The 16,166-nt window shown below is 53.6% G+C and carries 11 protein-coding genes and 7 tRNA genes; 3 read left to right on the plus strand and 15 right to left on the minus strand.

The window, feature by feature from the left end; translation table 11 throughout:
- Positions 1 to 51: 51 nt before the first annotated feature.
- The 3 genes from ybeY to miaB form a co-directional block, all read right to left on the minus strand.
- Positions 52 to 519, minus strand: a complete 468-nt coding sequence (gene ybeY, locus OGX81_RS05355; protein WP_104868926.1) for an rRNA maturation RNase YbeY — start codon at positions 517 to 519, stop codon at positions 52 to 54.
- The gene (locus OGX81_RS05360) at positions 516 to 1,562 is read right to left on the minus strand and encodes a PhoH family protein (protein ID WP_012133334.1); all 1,047 of its coding nucleotides are present in this window, start codon (positions 1,560 to 1,562) and stop codon (positions 516 to 518) included. Before OGX81_RS05360 ends, ybeY begins: the two co-directional genes overlap by 4 nt.
- 243 nt (positions 1,563 to 1,805) lie before the next feature.
- Entirely contained in the window at positions 1,806 to 3,230 is a 1,425-nt protein-coding gene (gene miaB / locus OGX81_RS05365) for a tRNA (N6-isopentenyl adenosine(37)-C2)-methylthiotransferase MiaB (protein WP_024130541.1), read from the minus strand.
- A 145-nt stretch (positions 3,231 to 3,375) separates the two neighbouring features.
- Here miaB and ubiF point away from each other — a divergent pair, with 145 nt between their 5' ends.
- Complete coding sequence (ubiF, locus tag OGX81_RS05370) at positions 3,376 to 4,551, plus strand: 3-demethoxyubiquinol 3-hydroxylase (RefSeq protein WP_104868925.1); 1,176 nt, start codon at positions 3,376 to 3,378, stop codon at positions 4,549 to 4,551.
- Between the two features lie 101 nt (positions 4,552 to 4,652).
- Here the strand turns inward: ubiF and OGX81_RS05375 are convergent.
- The 12 genes from OGX81_RS05375 to nagB all read right to left on the minus strand — a co-directional run bounded on the left by OGX81_RS05375 (position 4,653) and on the right by nagB (position 11,525).
- Positions 4,653 to 4,727 (minus strand) — tRNA-Gln (locus OGX81_RS05375).
- A 43-nt stretch (positions 4,728 to 4,770) separates the two neighbouring features.
- A tRNA-Gln gene (locus OGX81_RS05380) sits at positions 4,771 to 4,845 on the minus strand.
- 6 nt (positions 4,846 to 4,851) lie between these two features.
- Positions 4,852 to 4,928: transfer RNA gene (locus OGX81_RS05385), tRNA-Met, on the minus strand.
- Between the two features lie 16 nt (positions 4,929 to 4,944).
- Positions 4,945 to 5,019 (minus strand) — tRNA-Gln (locus tag OGX81_RS05390).
- A gap of 36 nt (positions 5,020 to 5,055) precedes the next feature.
- Positions 5,056 to 5,130, minus strand: a tRNA-Gln gene (locus OGX81_RS05395).
- Between the two features lie 23 nt (positions 5,131 to 5,153).
- Positions 5,154 to 5,238: transfer RNA gene (locus OGX81_RS05400), tRNA-Leu, on the minus strand.
- An 8-nt stretch (positions 5,239 to 5,246) separates the two neighbouring features.
- Positions 5,247 to 5,323 (minus strand) — tRNA-Met (locus OGX81_RS05405).
- Between the two features lie 222 nt (positions 5,324 to 5,545).
- On the minus strand, positions 5,546 to 7,210 hold the full coding sequence (gene asnB, locus OGX81_RS05410; protein ID WP_047458165.1) for an asparagine synthase B: 1,665 nt from the start codon (positions 7,208 to 7,210) through the stop codon (positions 5,546 to 5,548).
- A 279-nt stretch (positions 7,211 to 7,489) separates the two neighbouring features.
- Positions 7,490 to 8,242: a ribonucleotide monophosphatase NagD gene (gene nagD / locus OGX81_RS05415; RefSeq protein WP_012133329.1), complete on the minus strand. Its 753-nt coding sequence runs from the start codon at positions 8,240 to 8,242 to the stop codon at positions 7,490 to 7,492.
- A 46-nt stretch (positions 8,243 to 8,288) separates the two neighbouring features.
- The gene (gene nagC / locus OGX81_RS05420; protein WP_058668765.1) at positions 8,289 to 9,509 is read right to left on the minus strand and encodes a DNA-binding transcriptional regulator NagC; all 1,221 of its coding nucleotides are present in this window, start codon (positions 9,507 to 9,509) and stop codon (positions 8,289 to 8,291) included.
- Positions 9,510 to 9,517: 8 nt separating this feature from the next.
- On the minus strand, positions 9,518 to 10,666 hold the full coding sequence (gene nagA, locus OGX81_RS05425) for an N-acetylglucosamine-6-phosphate deacetylase (RefSeq protein ID WP_104868924.1): 1,149 nt from the start codon (positions 10,664 to 10,666) through the stop codon (positions 9,518 to 9,520).
- 58 nt (positions 10,667 to 10,724) lie between these two features.
- Positions 10,725 to 11,525 (minus strand): glucosamine-6-phosphate deaminase, encoded by an 801-nt coding sequence (gene nagB, locus OGX81_RS05430; protein ID WP_012133326.1) that lies wholly within the window; start codon positions 11,523 to 11,525, stop codon positions 10,725 to 10,727.
- A gap of 343 nt (positions 11,526 to 11,868) precedes the next feature.
- On the opposite strand from nagB, the gene nagE reads away from it, so the two are divergent.
- Both nagE and glnS read left to right on the plus strand, forming a co-directional pair.
- The gene (gene nagE, locus OGX81_RS05435; protein WP_012133325.1) at positions 11,869 to 13,818 is read left to right on the plus strand and encodes a PTS N-acetyl glucosamine transporter subunit IIABC; all 1,950 of its coding nucleotides are present in this window, start codon (positions 11,869 to 11,871) and stop codon (positions 13,816 to 13,818) included.
- A 414-nt stretch (positions 13,819 to 14,232) separates the two neighbouring features.
- Positions 14,233 to 15,900: a glutamine--tRNA ligase gene (gene glnS, locus OGX81_RS05440; protein WP_286487531.1), complete on the plus strand. Its 1,668-nt coding sequence runs from the start codon at positions 14,233 to 14,235 to the stop codon at positions 15,898 to 15,900.
- Positions 15,901 to 16,166: the final 266 nt, after the last annotated feature.

The following is a 16,166-nucleotide window of genomic DNA, read 5'->3' on the forward strand; positions in this document are numbered from 1 at the left end:
TCGCTCGTCATGCATATACTTAACGGCTGACGGCATGTTTGTTCATCGTACTTAGTCTTTCTCGGAAATGTACGGGTCCTCATAGCCCAGAGCAAGCATAATCTCTGTTTCGAGGGCTTCCATCTCTTCCGCTTCATCATCTTCGATATGGTCGTAGCCCAGCAAATGCAGGCTGCCGTGCACGACCATATGCGCCCAGTGGGCCTCCATCGGCTTATCTTGCTCTTTCGCTTCTTGCTCCACCACCTGGCGGCAGATGATCAGATCGCCCAGCAGCGGCATCTCCATACCTGGCGGCGCTTCAAACGGGAAAGAGAGCACGTTGGTTGGCTTATCTTTCCCGCGGTAGGTCAGGTTAAGATCGTGGCTTTCGGCTTCATCCACCAGGCGAATCGTCACTTCTGATTCTTCCTGAAACTGTGGGATCACCGCATTCAGCCACGTCTGAAACTGGCTCTCTTCCGGCAGGTCGGAATGGTCTTCACATGCCAGTTGTAAATCGAGGATCACCTGACTCATTTTTGTTCCTGCTCCTGCGCTTCACGCTTGCGTTCTGCCGCCAGCGCTGCCTTGCGTTTTTGCTCCGCTTCTTCCCAGGCTTCATAGGCGTTAACGATACGGGCAACCACCGGATGGCGCACCACGTCTTCGCTGTGGAAAAAGTTAAAGCTGATCTCTTCGACTTCCGCCAGCACTTCTATCGCATGGCGCAGGCCAGACTTCGTGTTGCGCGGCAGGTCAATCTGCGTGACGTCGCCGGTAATAACCGCTTTCGAATTAAAGCCGATACGCGTCAGGAACATCTTCATCTGTTCGATGGTGGTGTTCTGGCTCTCATCGAGAATAATAAAGGCGTCGTTCAGCGTACGACCGCGCATATAGGCCAGCGGCGCGACTTCAATGACGTTGCGCTCAATCAGCTTTTCTACTTTCTCGAAGCCGAGCATCTCAAACAGCGCGTCATACAGCGGGCGAAGATACGGGTCTACCTTCTGGCTCAGGTCGCCTGGCAGAAAGCCCAGTTTTTCCCCGGCTTCCACTGCCGGACGGGTTAGCAGAATACGACGAATTTCCTGACGCTCAAGAGCGTCCACGGCGGCGGCAACGGCGAGGTAAGTTTTCCCCGTACCGGCAGGGCCAACGCCGAAAGTAATGTCGTGATCGAGAATGTTGGCGATGTACTGCGCCTGATTCGGCGTGCGCGGCTTAATCACGCCACGCTTGGTTTTAATATTTATCGCCTTGCCATAGTCAGGAACGCTCTCCGCGCTTTGTTCCAGCACGCGCGCTTCTTTAATCGCAAGGTGGATTTGTTCCGGCTCGATGTCCTGAATCTGACCGCGCATCGGGGCGGTATCGACGTACAGGCTGCGCAGGATATCTACCGCGGCGGTGACGCAAATCGGGCGACCGGTCAGCTTAAAGTGATTGTCACGACGGTTGATCTCGATGCCGAGACGGCGTTCCAGTTGTTTGATGTTGTCGTCAAACGGGCCGCAAAGGCTCAACAGACGGGCGTTGTCTGCGGGCTCAAGGGTAATTTCGCGAGTGTCTATGTTCAAACTGTTCCTCTTATGCCTGAGTTGCCGGAAAATGAAAATTCACCGGCAGATAAGGAAATTATTCACGCCACAGGATAAAGGCGCAAGCATTGCAATGAAGATGGGGGCGTAGGGGGGAATTACAAGGCCTGTCTGTTATTTGCCGGATGGCGGCACAAGTGCCTTATCCGGCCTACGAACCATATTGTGCCGTAGGCCCGATAAGTGCAGCGCCATCGGGCATTTTTTCGCTTTTCAGCAGGATTAAGGCTGGTAAAAACCGACGCCAATCTCGTTTTCTTTACGGGTACGGGCAATGACTGACTCCGGCGTTTCAGCCACGCGCAGCCCCATCTCATCTTCGGTGCGTACAACCTTGCCGCGCAGAGAGTTGGTGTAGACATCGGTGATTTCCACATCCACAAACTTACCGATCATCTCCGGGGTGCCTTCAAAGTTCACCACGCGGTTATTTTCGGTACGGCCTGACAGTTCCATAATGCTCTTACGCGAGGTGCCTTCCACCAGAATACGCTGGACGGTGCCGAGCATCCGACGGCTCCAGGCCATCGCCTGCTGGTTAATACGCTCCTGTAGAATATACAGACGCTGCTTTTTCTCTTCTTCCGGCACATCGTCAACCATATCGGCCGCCGGTGTTCCCGGACGCGCCGAGAAGATAAAGCTGTAGCTCATGTCGAAATTGACGTCGGCAATCAGCTTCATGGTCTGTTCGAAGTCCTGAGTCGTTTCGCCCGGGAAACCAACGATGAAGTCCGAGCTAATTTGAATATCCGGGCGCGCCGCGCGCAGTTTACGGATGATCGCTTTGTACTCCAGCGCCGTGTGGGTACGCCCCATCAGATTCAGTACGCGATCCGCGCCGCTCTGTACCGGCAGGTGCAGGAAGCTCACCAGTTCCGGCGTATCACGGTAAACTTCGATGATGTCGTCGGTGAACTCGATCGGGTGGCTGGTGGTGAAGCGGATGCGATCGATCCCGTCGATGGCGGCAACCAGACGTAGCAGGTCGGCAAAGGAGCCGGTGGTACCGTCGTAGTTTTCACCGCGCCAGGCGTTAACGTTCTGACCGAGCAGGTTGACTTCACGCACGCCCTGAGCGGCAAGCTGGGCGATCTCAAACAGGATGTCGTCAGACGGACGGCTGACCTCTTCACCACGGGTATACGGCACCACACAGTACGTGCAGTATTTATTACACCCTTCCATGATGGAGACAAACGCGGTCGGGCCTTCCGCACGCGGTTCCGGCAGGCGGTCGAACTTCTCGATTTCCGGGAAGCTGATGTCCACCACCGGGCTGCGGTCGCCACGAACGGAGTTGATCATTTCCGGTAAGCGGTGCAGCGTTTGCGGGCCAAAAATAATATCGACATAGTGCGCACGTTGACGGATGTGGTCGCCTTCCTGGGAGGCCACGCAACCGCCGACGCCGATAATCAGGTCCGGGTTCTTCTCTTTTAAGAGCTTCCAGCGGCCTAATTGATGGAAGACTTTTTCCTGAGCTTTCTCGCGGATTGAGCAGGTATTCAGCAGCAGCACATCCGCTTCTTCCGCGACCTCGGTCAGTTGATACCCGTGGGTAGCATCCAGCAGATCGGCCATCTTCGATGAATCGTACTCGTTCATCTGACAGCCCCAGGTTTTAATATGGAGTTTTTTGGTCATCGACTTGCTCTTGCGAAATAGTGGCTGAATTGCAGGGCGCATAGTGTAATGCTTTGGCGCGGTTGTGACCAGTATGACGCTTATCAGCCCTTAGAGGTAAAAAATCCTGTAAACTTGTCTTATCAACGTAACAGGATGAGTGACCATGACAAATCAACCAACGGAAATTGCCATTGTTGGCGGGGGGATGGTCGGTGGCGCGCTGGCGCTGGGACTGGCGCAGCATGGATTTACCGTCACGGTGATTGAACATGCTGAGCCTGCGCCGTTTGTGGCCGACAGCCAGCCTGATGTGCGTATTTCAGCGATCAGTGCGGCGTCGGTGTCGCTGCTTAAAGGCCTGGGCGTCTGGGATGCGGTGCAGGGGATGCGCAGCCATCCGTACCGTCGTCTGGAAACCTGGGAGTGGGAAAACGCCCATGTGGTGTTTGACGCCGCCGAGCTTAAGTTACCGCTGCTTGGCTATATGGTTGAGAATATCGTGCTGCAACAGGCGCTGTGGCAGGTGCTGGATGCGCACCCGAAAGTGACGCTGCGCGCGCCTGCTTCACTGATTGCGTTGCATCGCCACAATGATCGACATGAGCTGGAGCTGGCGGATGGCGAGCGTCTTACCGCAAAACTGGTGATCGGCGCTGACGGTGCGAACTCGCAGGTACGACAGCTGGCGGGGATTGGCATTCATGCCTGGCAGTATGCTCAGTCCTGTATGCTGATTACCGTACAGTGTGAGAGCGATCCCGGTGACAGCACCTGGCAGCAATTTACGCCAGACGGCCCACGGGCCTTTTTACCGTTGTTCGACAACTGGGCATCGCTGGTGTGGTATGACTCACCGGCGCGTATTCGCCAGTTGCAAAACCTGAGTATGCCGCAGTTGCAGGCGGAAATTATGCAACATTTTCCGTCGCGTCTGGGGGCGGTCACACCGGTTGCGGCAGGCGCTTTTCCGCTGACGCGCCGCCATGCGTTGCAATACGTACAGCCTGGTCTGGCGCTGGTGGGGGATGCGGCGCATACCATTCATCCATTAGCCGGTCAGGGGGTAAACCTGGGGTATCGTGATGTGGATGCGCTGCTGGATGTGTTGATCAGCGCCCGCAGTCATGGCGAAGTCTGGGCCAGTCACCAGGTGCTGAAACGCTATCAGACGCGCCGCATGGCGGATAACTTCATTATGCAAAGCGGGATGGATCTGTTCTATGCCGGTTTCAGCAATAATCTTCAGCCGCTGCGCATTATGCGTAATATTGGATTGATGGCGGCAGAGCGCGCAGGCGTGTTGAAACGTCAGGCCCTGAAGTATGCGTTAGGGTTGTAGGATATTCTGTGCCTGATAGCGTTGCGCTTATCAGGCCAACACCGCCCCCCGGCGCGCCGGGCAGAAAAGCAAAAAGCTCGCCGAAGCGAGCTTTTTTAATGTGGCTGGGGTACGAGGATTCGAACCTCGGAATGCCGGAATCAGAATCCGGTGCCTTACCGCTTGGCGATACCCCAATGGTTGGGTTTTTGCGTTCATTATCCGAACGTCTTTCAAATTTGGCTGGGGTACGAGGATTCGAACCTCGGAATGCCGGAATCAGAATCCGGTGCCTTACCGCTTGGCGATACCCCAAGAATTTGGTGGCTACGACGGGATTCGAACCTGTGACCCCATCATTATGAGTGATGTGCTCTAACCAACTGAGCTACGTAGCCAGATTGTTTTCTTCGATGGCTGGGGTACCTGGATTCGAACCAGGGAATGCCGGTATCAAAAACCGGTGCCTTACCGCTTGGCGATACCCCAATGACCGTCGCGGCAATCCGCAAACTCGAAGAAATATGGCTGGGGTACCTGGATTCGAACCAGGGAATGCCGGTATCAAAAACCGGTGCCTTACCGCTTGGCGATACCCCATCCGTGCAACGCGTACTGGTGAATGGTGCGGGAGGCGAGACTTGAACTCGCACACCTTGCGGCGCCAGAACCTAAATCTGGTGCGTCTACCAATTTCGCCACTCCCGCAAAAAAGATGGTGGCTACGACGGGATTCGAACCTGTGACCCCATCATTATGAGTGATGTGCTCTAACCAACTGAGCTACGTAGCCATCTTTTTTCGCGTTACCTTATCGGCGTTGCGGGGCGCATTATGCGTATTGAGCCTTGAAGCGTCAACCTCTTTTTCATTGAAAATGGCCGGAATGTGACTGTTTGGTTAGGTTGCGAACAGCGTGACGCAATATTCGGCAATTATTGGTTATTAATCGTTTTTTGCGGTGAAAAAACGGCGTAAAAAAAGAGCCCCGCAGGACTCTTTTTAACACGATAACTTATTTATAAGCGGACTGGTGTACGCCGACGGCGCGGCCTGATGGATCGTCCATCGTTTTGAACGCCTCATCCCATTCGATGGCCTTCGCAGAAGAACAGGCGACGGACGGGCCGCCTGGCACACATTCTGCCGCGCTGGGTACCGGGAACAACTCTTCGAAGATTTCACGGTACAGGTACGCTTCTTTAGAAGATGGCGTGTTGTACGGGAAACGGAAGCGGGCGGTTTCCAGTTGCTGGTCGGAAATTTGCTCTGCCGCGACCTCTTTCAGCGTGTCGATCCAGCTGTAGCCGACGCCGTCAGAGAACTGCTCTTTTTGACGCCATGCCACGCTTGCGGGCAGGTAGGATTCAAAACATTCACGCAGGATATGTTTCTCCATTTTGCCGTTGCCGCACATTTTGTCTTCCGGGTTGATGCGCATCGCCACATCAAGGAATTTCTTATCCAGGAACGGGACGCGGGCTTCGACGCCCCAGGCAGACATCGCTTTGTTGGCGCGAGCGCAGTCAAACATATGCAGCGCCTGTAGCTTACGCACGGTCTCTTCGTGCAGTTCTTTGGCGTTTGGCGCTTTATGGAAGTAGAGATAGCCGCCGAACACTTCATCGGAACCTTCGCCGGACAGCACCATTTTGATTCCCATCGCTTTGATTTTACGCGACATTAAATACATCGGCGTCGAGGCGCGAATGGTGGTGACATCGTAAGTTTCGATGTGGTAAATCACGTCGCGAATCGCATCCAGACCTTCCTGCACGGTGAAGTGAATTTCGTGATGCACGGTGCCGAGATGGTTTGCCACTTCCTGCGCGGCTTTCAGATCCGGGGAGCCTTCCAGACCGACAGCAAAGGAGTGCAACTGAGGCCACCAGGCTTCCGAACGTTCCTGATCTTCCACGCGGCGTGCGGCGAATTTCTTGGTGATGGCGGAAATGATAGAGGAATCCAGGCCGCCCGAGAGCAATACGCCGTATGGCACGTCTGACATCAGGTGGCTTTTGACGGACTCTTCCAGCGCCTGGCGCAACACGTTTTTGTCCGTTTCGTTGTCTTTTACTGCGTCGAACTCGAACCAGTCGCGCTGGTAATACTGACGAATCTCACCGTCTTTGCTCCACAGGTAGCTGCCTGCCGGGAACTCTTTAATCGTGCGGCAGACTGGCACCAGCGCCTTCATTTCAGAGGCGACATAAAAGTTGCCGTGTTCGTCATGACCCATATAAAGCGGGATGATCCCGATGTGGTCGCGACCAATCAGCCAGGCATCCTGTTCGCTGTCGTACAGCGCAAAGGCGAACATACCCTGTAGGTCGTCGAGAAATTCCACCCCTTTTTCCTGGTACAGCGCGAGGATCACTTCACAGTCAGACCCGGTCTGGAACTGATAGCGATCGCCATATTCCGCGCGTAATGCCTGGTGGTTATAAATTTCACCGTTAACGGCCAGCACATGTGTTTTCTTTTCGTTGTACAGCGGCTGCGCACCGGCGTTGACGTCGACAATAGACAGACGCTCGTGTGCCAGAATCGCGTTATCGCAGGCGTAAATACCGGACCAGTCAGGGCCGCGATGGCGCATCAAACGTGACAGCTCAAGGGCTTTTTTACGCAGCTCAACCGCGTCTGTTTTGATATCGAATACGCCAAAAATAGAACACATAACCTTCTCCATTAACCCGTTGCGTGGTGCTTTTTTGTGTTTGCTTGTTTATGAAAATGCCGCAAAGCCGCAGGGTTCGCAAGAGATTTGGCGTGATGAAAGCAAAAAATGCAATGGCAGTTGTTGAATGATGAAAAAAGATTACGTAATGAGCGTGTTTATTGATGAATCGATAATTTTATGGCGATTTTATTAAACGATGTTTTTTATCAGGCCTACGATTCGAACAGAACAATATTGTAGGCCTGATAAGCGCAGCGCCATCAGGCAGGGGGGCGTTTAGATAACGTCGATTTCGGCGACGGAAGGATAAATCCAGCTTGGTCTGAACGGCATGTCGTCGATATCGTTGAGCGTTGAGACGCCAGAGAGCACCAGAATGGTTTCCAGACCGGCCTGGAATCCCGCCAGAATATCGGTGCGCAGATTGTCGCCGACGATAACGGTCTCTTCAGAGTGCGCCTGCATTTTGTTTAACGCGGCGCGGATAATCCACGGGCTGGGTTTACCGACGTAAAAAGGCTTACGGCCAGAGATTTTTTCAATACCTGCGCAGAGCGCGCCGCAGGCCGGATAGAAACCACGACCGTGGGTATCGGGGTTGGTGGCGATGAAACGGGCGCCGTTGGCGACGAAGAAGGCCGCTTTATGCATCATGTCCCAGTTATAGGAGCGGGTCTCGCCGACAATCACAAAATCGGGATTGACGTCAGTAATGGTAAAACCTGCTTTATACAATTCGTGAATTAGTGCGCCTTCACCGACCACATAGGCTTTCTTGCCTTCCTGACGACGCAGGAAATCGGCGGTGGCCATCGCGGAAGTATAAAAAACGCTGTCCGGTACGTTAACCCCTGCGGTAGCAAAGCGGTTCGCCAGATCCTGGCCGGTCTGCGAAGGGTAATTGGTCAGCAGCACCAGCGGCAGACCTTTTTCCATTACATCCGTCAGAAATTCTGCCGCACCGGGTACGGCAACATTGTCGTGCATCAGCACGCCGTCAATATCACAAATTACATTCTTGATGGTCATGAACTACCCAAAGGATTTAGTCATAATGCGCCACTATAAAAGCTCATTAATTTTCCAGCAAATGTTGCAACAAAATGCCGTTGAGCATGGCGCGTTTCACCAGCGCAAATGCGCCGATGGCGGAGCGGTGATCCAGCGTGGAACGGACAACCGGCAAATTTTTGCGAAACGCTTTCAGCGCCTGTGTGTTGATGCAGCTTTCGATCGCCGGCAGCAGCACTTTATCCGCTTCGGTAATTTCACCGGCAATCACGATTTTTTGCGGATTAAACAGGTTGATAGCGATAGCGATGGTTTTGCCCAGATGACGACCAACGTGTTCAATCACCTCTGCCGCTAAGCTGTCACCTTTATTGGCTGCCTTGCAGATGGTTTTAATCGTGCAGTCGTCCAGCGTAACGCGACTTTGGTAGCCCTGCTTGAGTAAGTGCTGTACGCGTTGTTCAATGGCCGCGTTGGCGGCGATGGTTTCCAGACAGCCAAAATTGCCGCAGTGACAGCGCTCGCCCAGCGGCTCGACCTGAATATGGCCGATCTCCCCGACGTTGCCGTTGCGACCAATAAAAATGCGGCCATTTGAGATAATCCCGGCGCCAGTCCCTCGGTGTACGCGCACCAGAATGGAATCTTCGCAATCCTGGCTTGCACCGAAATAGTGCTCGGCCAGCGCCAGACTGCGGATATCGTGACCGACAAAACAGGTTACGTGAAAGCGTTTTTCCAGCGCTTCAACTAATCCCCAGTTTTCAACCTGAATATGCGGCATATAGCGGATCACGCCGCTTTCGGGATCGACAAGACCCGGCAGGATCACGGAAATCGCGATTAACTCGCGAAGTTTACGCTGGTTACTGTCGATGAACGTGGTGATGGCATTGAGCAGGGCATGTTCCAGCGTCTCCTGAGTGCGCTCTGGCAATGGATAGTGCTCTTCAGCCAGCACTTTACTGCTCAGGTCAAACAGGGTAATGGTTGCGTCATGACGACCCAAACGCACGCCAATGGCATGGAAATTACGGGTTTCGGTAACGATGGAGATGGCGCGGCGGCCCCCGGTGGAGGCCTGCTGATCAACTTCTTTGATCAGCCCGCGTTCAATGAGTTGACGCGTAATTTTGGTTACGCTGGCGGGAGCAAGCTGGCTTTGCTCGGCAATCTGAATACGCGAGATTGGCCCGTGCTGGTCAATCAGGCGGTAAACGGCCGCGCTGTTAAGCTGTTTTACGAGATCAACATTACCTATTTGAGCTTGTCCGCCTGGTGTCATACTTTCTCTTACTCAGTAACGACCTCGTTACCATTAACGATGGTCTTGATGATTTTAAAGTCGTGGGTGAAGGCGGTCAGGTTCGCAACTTTACCCGGCGCGAGGCTGCCGAGCTGCTTATCGACGCCAATCGCGCGCGCAGGGTAGAGCGTCGCCATACGCAGCACTTCATCCAGCGCAATACCGCAATGTTCAACCAGATTACGCACGCCTTCGATCATGGTTAATGATGATCCGCTCAGCGTACCGTTCTCATCCACACACAGTCCATTACGGTAGTATATTGTTTTACCAGCAAAAATGAACTGTTCAATGTTTGCACCCGCCGGGGCGGTTGCATCGGTCACCAGGCAAAGTTTGTCACCTTTCAGACGTTTAGCGTTACGAATGTTGACGTAATCAACATGCAGACCATCCGCGATGATGCCGCAATAAATATCGGCATCGTCAAGAATGGCGCCCGCCAGACCCGGTTCACGGCCCGTAATATACGGCATCGCGTTGAACAGGTGGGTGGCAAAGGTGATCCCTGCGCGGAAACCGGCTTTCGCCTCTTTTAACGTCGCATTGGAGTGACCGGCTGAAACCACAATGCCCGCCGCCGTCAGTTTGGCGATCACTTCCGCCGGCACCATTTCCGGCGCCAGCGTGACTTTGGTGATCACATCGGCATTATCGCACAGGAAGTCCACCAGCGCAGCGTCAGGTTGGCGGACAAAACTCGGATTATGGGTGCCTTTTTTGACCAGGTTCAGCCACGGACCTTCAAGATGAAGACCTAATGCCTGATTCGGGTATTTCGCCAGGTATTCACGCATGACGCGAATGCCCTGTTTCATCAGATCGTCGCTGGTGGTAATCAGCGTCGGCAGGTAGCTGGTGCAGCCTGATTTCTCATTGGCTTTCTGCATGATTTCCAGCGTTTCGACAGTCACCGCGTCAGCGGTATCGTTGAACTGGACGCCGCCGCAGCCGTTTAATTGCACATCAATAAAACCGGGGGAGAGAATGGCCCCATTCAACGCGCGTTGTTCTATCTCTGGCGGCAGTTCCGCCATTGGACAGATGCGATCAATCAGGCCATTGGCGACAACAATCGCATGGTCATCAAGAATTTCGTGACCGGTAAAAATCCGGCCCTGGGTTAAAGCATACATTCCGACCCCCGATTTCAAAAAATGCCGCCCTGCGTCTGCGTGCAGGGCGGAGATAACATTACAGACCTTTAATATTTTCGGCTTCTAACTCGTTGAAATATTTCAGTGTCTTAACCTTCAGTTCCATAGTGGAAGGTTCGTCGCACACCACGACCGCTTTCGGATGCAGTTGCAGACAGCTAATGGTCCACATGTGGTTGACGTTGCCTTCGACAGCCGCCTGTAGCGCCTGCGCTTTCTGATGGCCCAGCACCAGGATCATCACTTCTTCTGCGTCCAGCAGCGTACCCACGCCTACGGTCAGCGCATATTTCGGCACCTGGTTGACGTCGCCGTCAAAGAAGCGGGAGTTTGCCACGCGGGTGTCATGGGTCAGCGTTTTGATACGCGTACGGGAAGCCAGGGAAGAAGCCGGTTCGTTAAACGCGATATGGCCGTCGTTACCTACGCCGCCCATAAACAGGTGAATTTTACCGTAAGAACGGATTTTTTCTTCATAATTACGGCATTCCGCATCGATATCCGGCGCGTTACCGTTGAGCAGGTTAATATTTTCTGCCGGAATATCAACGTGATCGAAGAAATTGCGGTGCATGAAGCTGTGGTAGCTTTCCGGGTGTTCTTTCGGAAGGCCAACATATTCGTCCATGTTGAATGTCACCACATGCTTAAAGCTGACCTGGCCCGCTTTGTGCATTTCGACTAATGCTTTATACGCCGTCAGCGGCGTGCCGCCGGTCGGCAGGCCCAGGACGAACGGGCGATCGGCGGTAGGTTTGAAGGCGTTAATACGGTTAACGATATGGCGAGCAGCCCATTTGCCGACCTGTTCAGCGGACGTCAGGGGGATCAGTCTCATTCTTCACCTCAAAAGTAAAAGTAATAAATTGGCGGATTGAGCATCTGTACGTTAGTAAGCGTAACCTGGATTCGTATGGACAGGCGCTAATCCGTGTTGATTTTTTGAATGATAAAATAAGTTTTCGCAGTTAGCCAGTATAAGGGAGGGTGAATAACGATATTTGGTGATTCAAATCACAAAAAACACGCGTTTAATTTGCGATACGAATTAATTTTTCACACACTCTGAGCGTAGATGAATAATTCATACCGTTGTTGCCAAACATCACGCTTTAACGATTTGTCGCACAATAAAAAAATGGCTTCCAGAAGCCTAATCGGGGTCTCGTAGGGGGAATAAGATGAATATTTTAGGTTTTTTCCAGCGACTGGGTAGGGCGTTACAGCTCCCTATCGCAGTGCTGCCGGTGGCGGCACTGTTGCTGCGATTCGGTCAACCAGATTTACTGAATGTCGCCTTTATCGCGCAGGCGGGCGGGGCGATCTTCGATAACCTCGCACTGATCTTCGCCATCGGTGTGGCATCCAGCTGGTCTAAGGACAGCGCGGGTGCAGCAGCGTTGGCGGGTGCGGTCGGGTACTTCGTCCTGACCAAAGCGATGGTGACGATTAACCCGGAAATCAACATGGGCGTCCTGGCGGGTATCATTACCGGTCTGGTGGGCGGCGCCGTTTATAACCGTTGGTCCGGTATCAAACTTCCTGATTTCCTGAGCTTCTTTGGCGGCAAACGTTTTGTGCCGATCGCCACGGGCTTCTTCTGTCTGGTGCTGGCGGCGATTTTCGGTTACGTCTGGCCTCCGGTTCAGCACGCTATTCATGCGGGCGGTGAATGGATCGTCGGCGCGGGCGCGCTGGGCTCCGGTATCTTCGGTTTCATCAACCGTCTGTTGATCCCGACAGGTCTGCATCAGGTGCTGAACACTATCGCCTGGTTCCAGATTGGCGAGTTCACTAACACGGCAGGTACGGTATTCCACGGCGACATCAACCGCTTCTACGCGGGTGACGGCACGGCGGGGATGTTCATGTCCGGCTTCTTCCCGATCATGATGTTCGGTCTGCCGGGTGCGGCGCTGGCGATGTACTTCGCTGCGCCGAAAGCGCGTCGTCCAATGGTTGGCGGTATGTTGCTGTCCGTTGCGATCACCGCGTTCCTGACCGGTGTTACTGAGCCGCTGGAATTCCTGTTCATGTTCCTGGCGCCGTTGCTGTACCTCCTGCACGCAATATTGACCGGTATCAGCCTGTTCATCGCGACGCTGCTGGGTATTCATGCGGGCTTCTCCTTCTCCGCAGGCGCAATTGACTACGTGTTGATGTATAGCCTGCCTGCGGCCAGCAAAAACGTCTGGATGCTGCTGGTGATGGGCGCGGTCTTCTTCGTCATCTACTTCCTGCTGTTCAGCGCGGTAATTCGCGTGTTCAACCTGAAAACGCCAGGTCGTGAAGATAAAGACGACGATATCGTGACTGACGAAGCGAACAGCAACACTGAAGAAGGTATGACCCAACTGGCGACCAACTACATTGCTGCGGTTGGCGGTACGGATAACCTGAAAGCGATCGATGCCTGCATCACCCGTCTGCGTCTGACCGTTGCCGACGCGGCTCGCGTGAGCGATGCGATGTGTAAACGTCTTGGTGCGTCCGGCGTGGTGAAACTGAACAAACAGACCATCCAGGTTATCGTCGGCGCGAAAGCGGAATCTATCGGCGACGAAATGAAGAAAGTGGTGGCGCGTGGCCCGGTTGCGGCAGCATCTGCTGACAGCGCGCCAGTGACTGCGGCGCCGGCGGCAAAACCGCAGGCGGTTCCTAATGCGGTGACTATCGCGACGCTGGTTTCTCCAGTCACGGGTGACGTGGTTGCGCTGGAACAGGTTCCTGACGAAGCGTTCGCCAGCAAAGCGGTTGGCGACGGCGTGGCGGTGAAACCAACGGATAAAACCGTTGTTTCCCCGGCGGCAGGCACCATTGTGAAAATCTTCAACACTAATCATGCGTTCTGCCTGGAAACTGAAAAAGGCGCGGAAATCGTTGTCCACATGGGGATCGATACCGTTGCGCTGAACGGTCAGGGCTTCAAACGCCTGGTGGAAGAGGGTGCCGAAGTGGTTGCCGGTCAGCCGATCCTGGAAATGGATCTGGAGTTCCTGAACGCCAATGCGCGCTCGATGATTAGCCCGGTGGTTTGCAGCAACATTGACGATTTCAGCGGTCTGGTGATTAAAGCTGAAGGTCAGGTGGTTGCAGGTCAAACGCCACTGTATGAGATTAAAGGCAAATAATCGCTCCTGAGTAGAGTTTGTGCCTGAGCGACGGGGGGAAACCTCCGCCGCTTTTTTTGCAGCCTGTAGGCCGGATAAAGTATAGCTGCCATCCGGCAAATGCGCCTGATGGCGCTGCGCTTATCAGGCCTACGGTTCGATGCAGTTTGTAGGCCGGATAAGGTATAGCTGCTATCCGGCAAATGCGCCTGATGGCGCTGCGCTTATCAGGCCTACGGTTCGACGCAGTTTGTAGCAGTTTGTAGGCCGGATAAGGCGTAGCCGTCATCCGGCAAAGCGCCGTCGCTTTTTTTTACAGCAATCAGCCCCCATATTTTCTTCAAAGCCACTTTTTAAGTAACTAAAGGTTGTCAGTCTGTCCGGCTTATAAGATCATATGCCGTTATACGTTGTTTACGCTTTGAGGAATCCACGATGAGTGAGGCTGAAGCCCGCCCGACTAACTTTATTCGTCAGATCATCGATGAAGATCTGGCCAGTGGTAAGCACACCACAATCCACACCCGTTTTCCGCCGGAGCCGAATGGCTATCTGCACATCGGCCATGCGAAATCCATCTGTCTGAACTTTGGCATCGCGCAAGATTATCAGGGCCTGTGCAACCTGCGTTTCGATGATACCAACCCGGTAAAAGAAGATATCGAGTACGTTGATTCGATCAAAAACGACGTCGAGTGGTTAGGTTTTCACTGGGCTGGCAACGTTTGCTACTCCTCAGATTACTTCGATCAGCTGCATGCGTATGCGGTTGAACTGATCACCAAAGGTCTGGCGTACGTCGATGAGCTGACGCCGGATCAGATCCGCGAATATCGCGGTACGCTGAAAGAGCCGGGTAAAAACAGCCCGTTCCGCGATCGCAGCGTGGAAGAGAACCTGGCGCTGTTTGAAAAAATGCGTACCGGTGGTTTTGAAGAAGGTAAAGCGTGCCTGCGCGCCAAAATTGATATGGCGTCGCCGTTTATCGTGATGCGCGATCCGGTGCTGTACCGCATTAAATTTGCTGAACACCACCAGACCGGCAACAAGTGGTGCATCTACCCGATGTACGACTTTACTCACTGTATCAGCGATGCGCTGGAAGGCATTACGCACTCTCTGTGTACGCTGGAATTCCAGGACAACCGTCGTCTGTACGACTGGGTGCTGGACAACATCACCATCCCGGTTCACCCGCGTCAGTACGAATTCTCGCGCCTGAATCTGGAATACACCGTGATGTCCAAGCGTAAGCTGAACCTGCTGGTGACGGACAAACACGTTGAAGGCTGGGACGATCCGCGTATGCCGACCATTTCTGGCCTGCGTCGTCGTGGCTATACCGCGGCCTCCATCCGTGAATTCTGCAAACGCATCGGCGTTACCAAGCAGGACAACACCATTGAGATGGCGTCGCTGGAGTCCTGCATTCGTGAAGATCTGAACGAAAACGCACCGCGCGCGATGGCGGTTATCGATCCGGTGAAACTGGTTATCGAAAACTACCCGCAGGGCGAAAGCGAAATGGTCACCATGCCGAACCATCCGAACAAACCGGAAATGGGCAGCCGTGAAGTACCGTTTAGCGGTGAGATTTGGATCGATCGTGCTGACTTCCGCGAAGAAGCGAACAAGCAGTACAAGCGTCTGGTGATGGGGAAAGAAGTGCGTCTGCGTAACGCCTATGTGGTGAAAGCTGAGCGCGTGGAGAAGGATGCGGGAGGCAATATCACCACCATCTTCTGTACCTATGATGCGGACACCCTGAGCAAAGATCCGGCCGATGGCCGTAAAGTGAAGGGCGTCATTCACTGGGTAAGCGCGGCACACGCGCTGCCGGTTGAAATTCGTCTGTACGATCGTCTGTTCAGCGTGCCGAACCCGGGCGCCGCAGAGGACTTCCTGTCCGTGATCAACCCTGAATCGCTGGTAATTAAGCAGAGTTACGCGGAACCGTCGTTGCAGAACGCCGTAGCGGGTAAGGCGTATCAGTTTGAGCGTGAAGGCTACTTCTGCCTGGACAGCCGCTACACAACGGCGGATAAACGCGTGTTTAACCGTACCGTAGGTCTGCGCGATACGTGGGCTAAAGCGGGCGAGTAAAGCCACCGCATCACATCACCTTCCAACGCCGCATTTTGCGGCGTTTTTTTATCCTTTCCATTTTGTCATCCCGCTCTCTGTTTGCAGAGCGAATTAATGCCGTCGGGAAAATAATTTCGCAACAAAATAGTTTTGGCATAGTGAATTTATGGAATGAATATCATTTCATGTGAAACCGATTTCATGTGCATGGAAAACAAGACAATTTTAACTTTTGTTCATCTTTTTTAGCGCCTGATGAAAATGTAACAGAAAGCAATGAAATA

The organism is Citrobacter sp. CK206 (genome assembly GCF_030333125.1).
Taxonomy (GTDB): Bacteria; Pseudomonadota; Gammaproteobacteria; order Enterobacterales; family Enterobacteriaceae; genus Citrobacter_B; species Citrobacter_B koseri.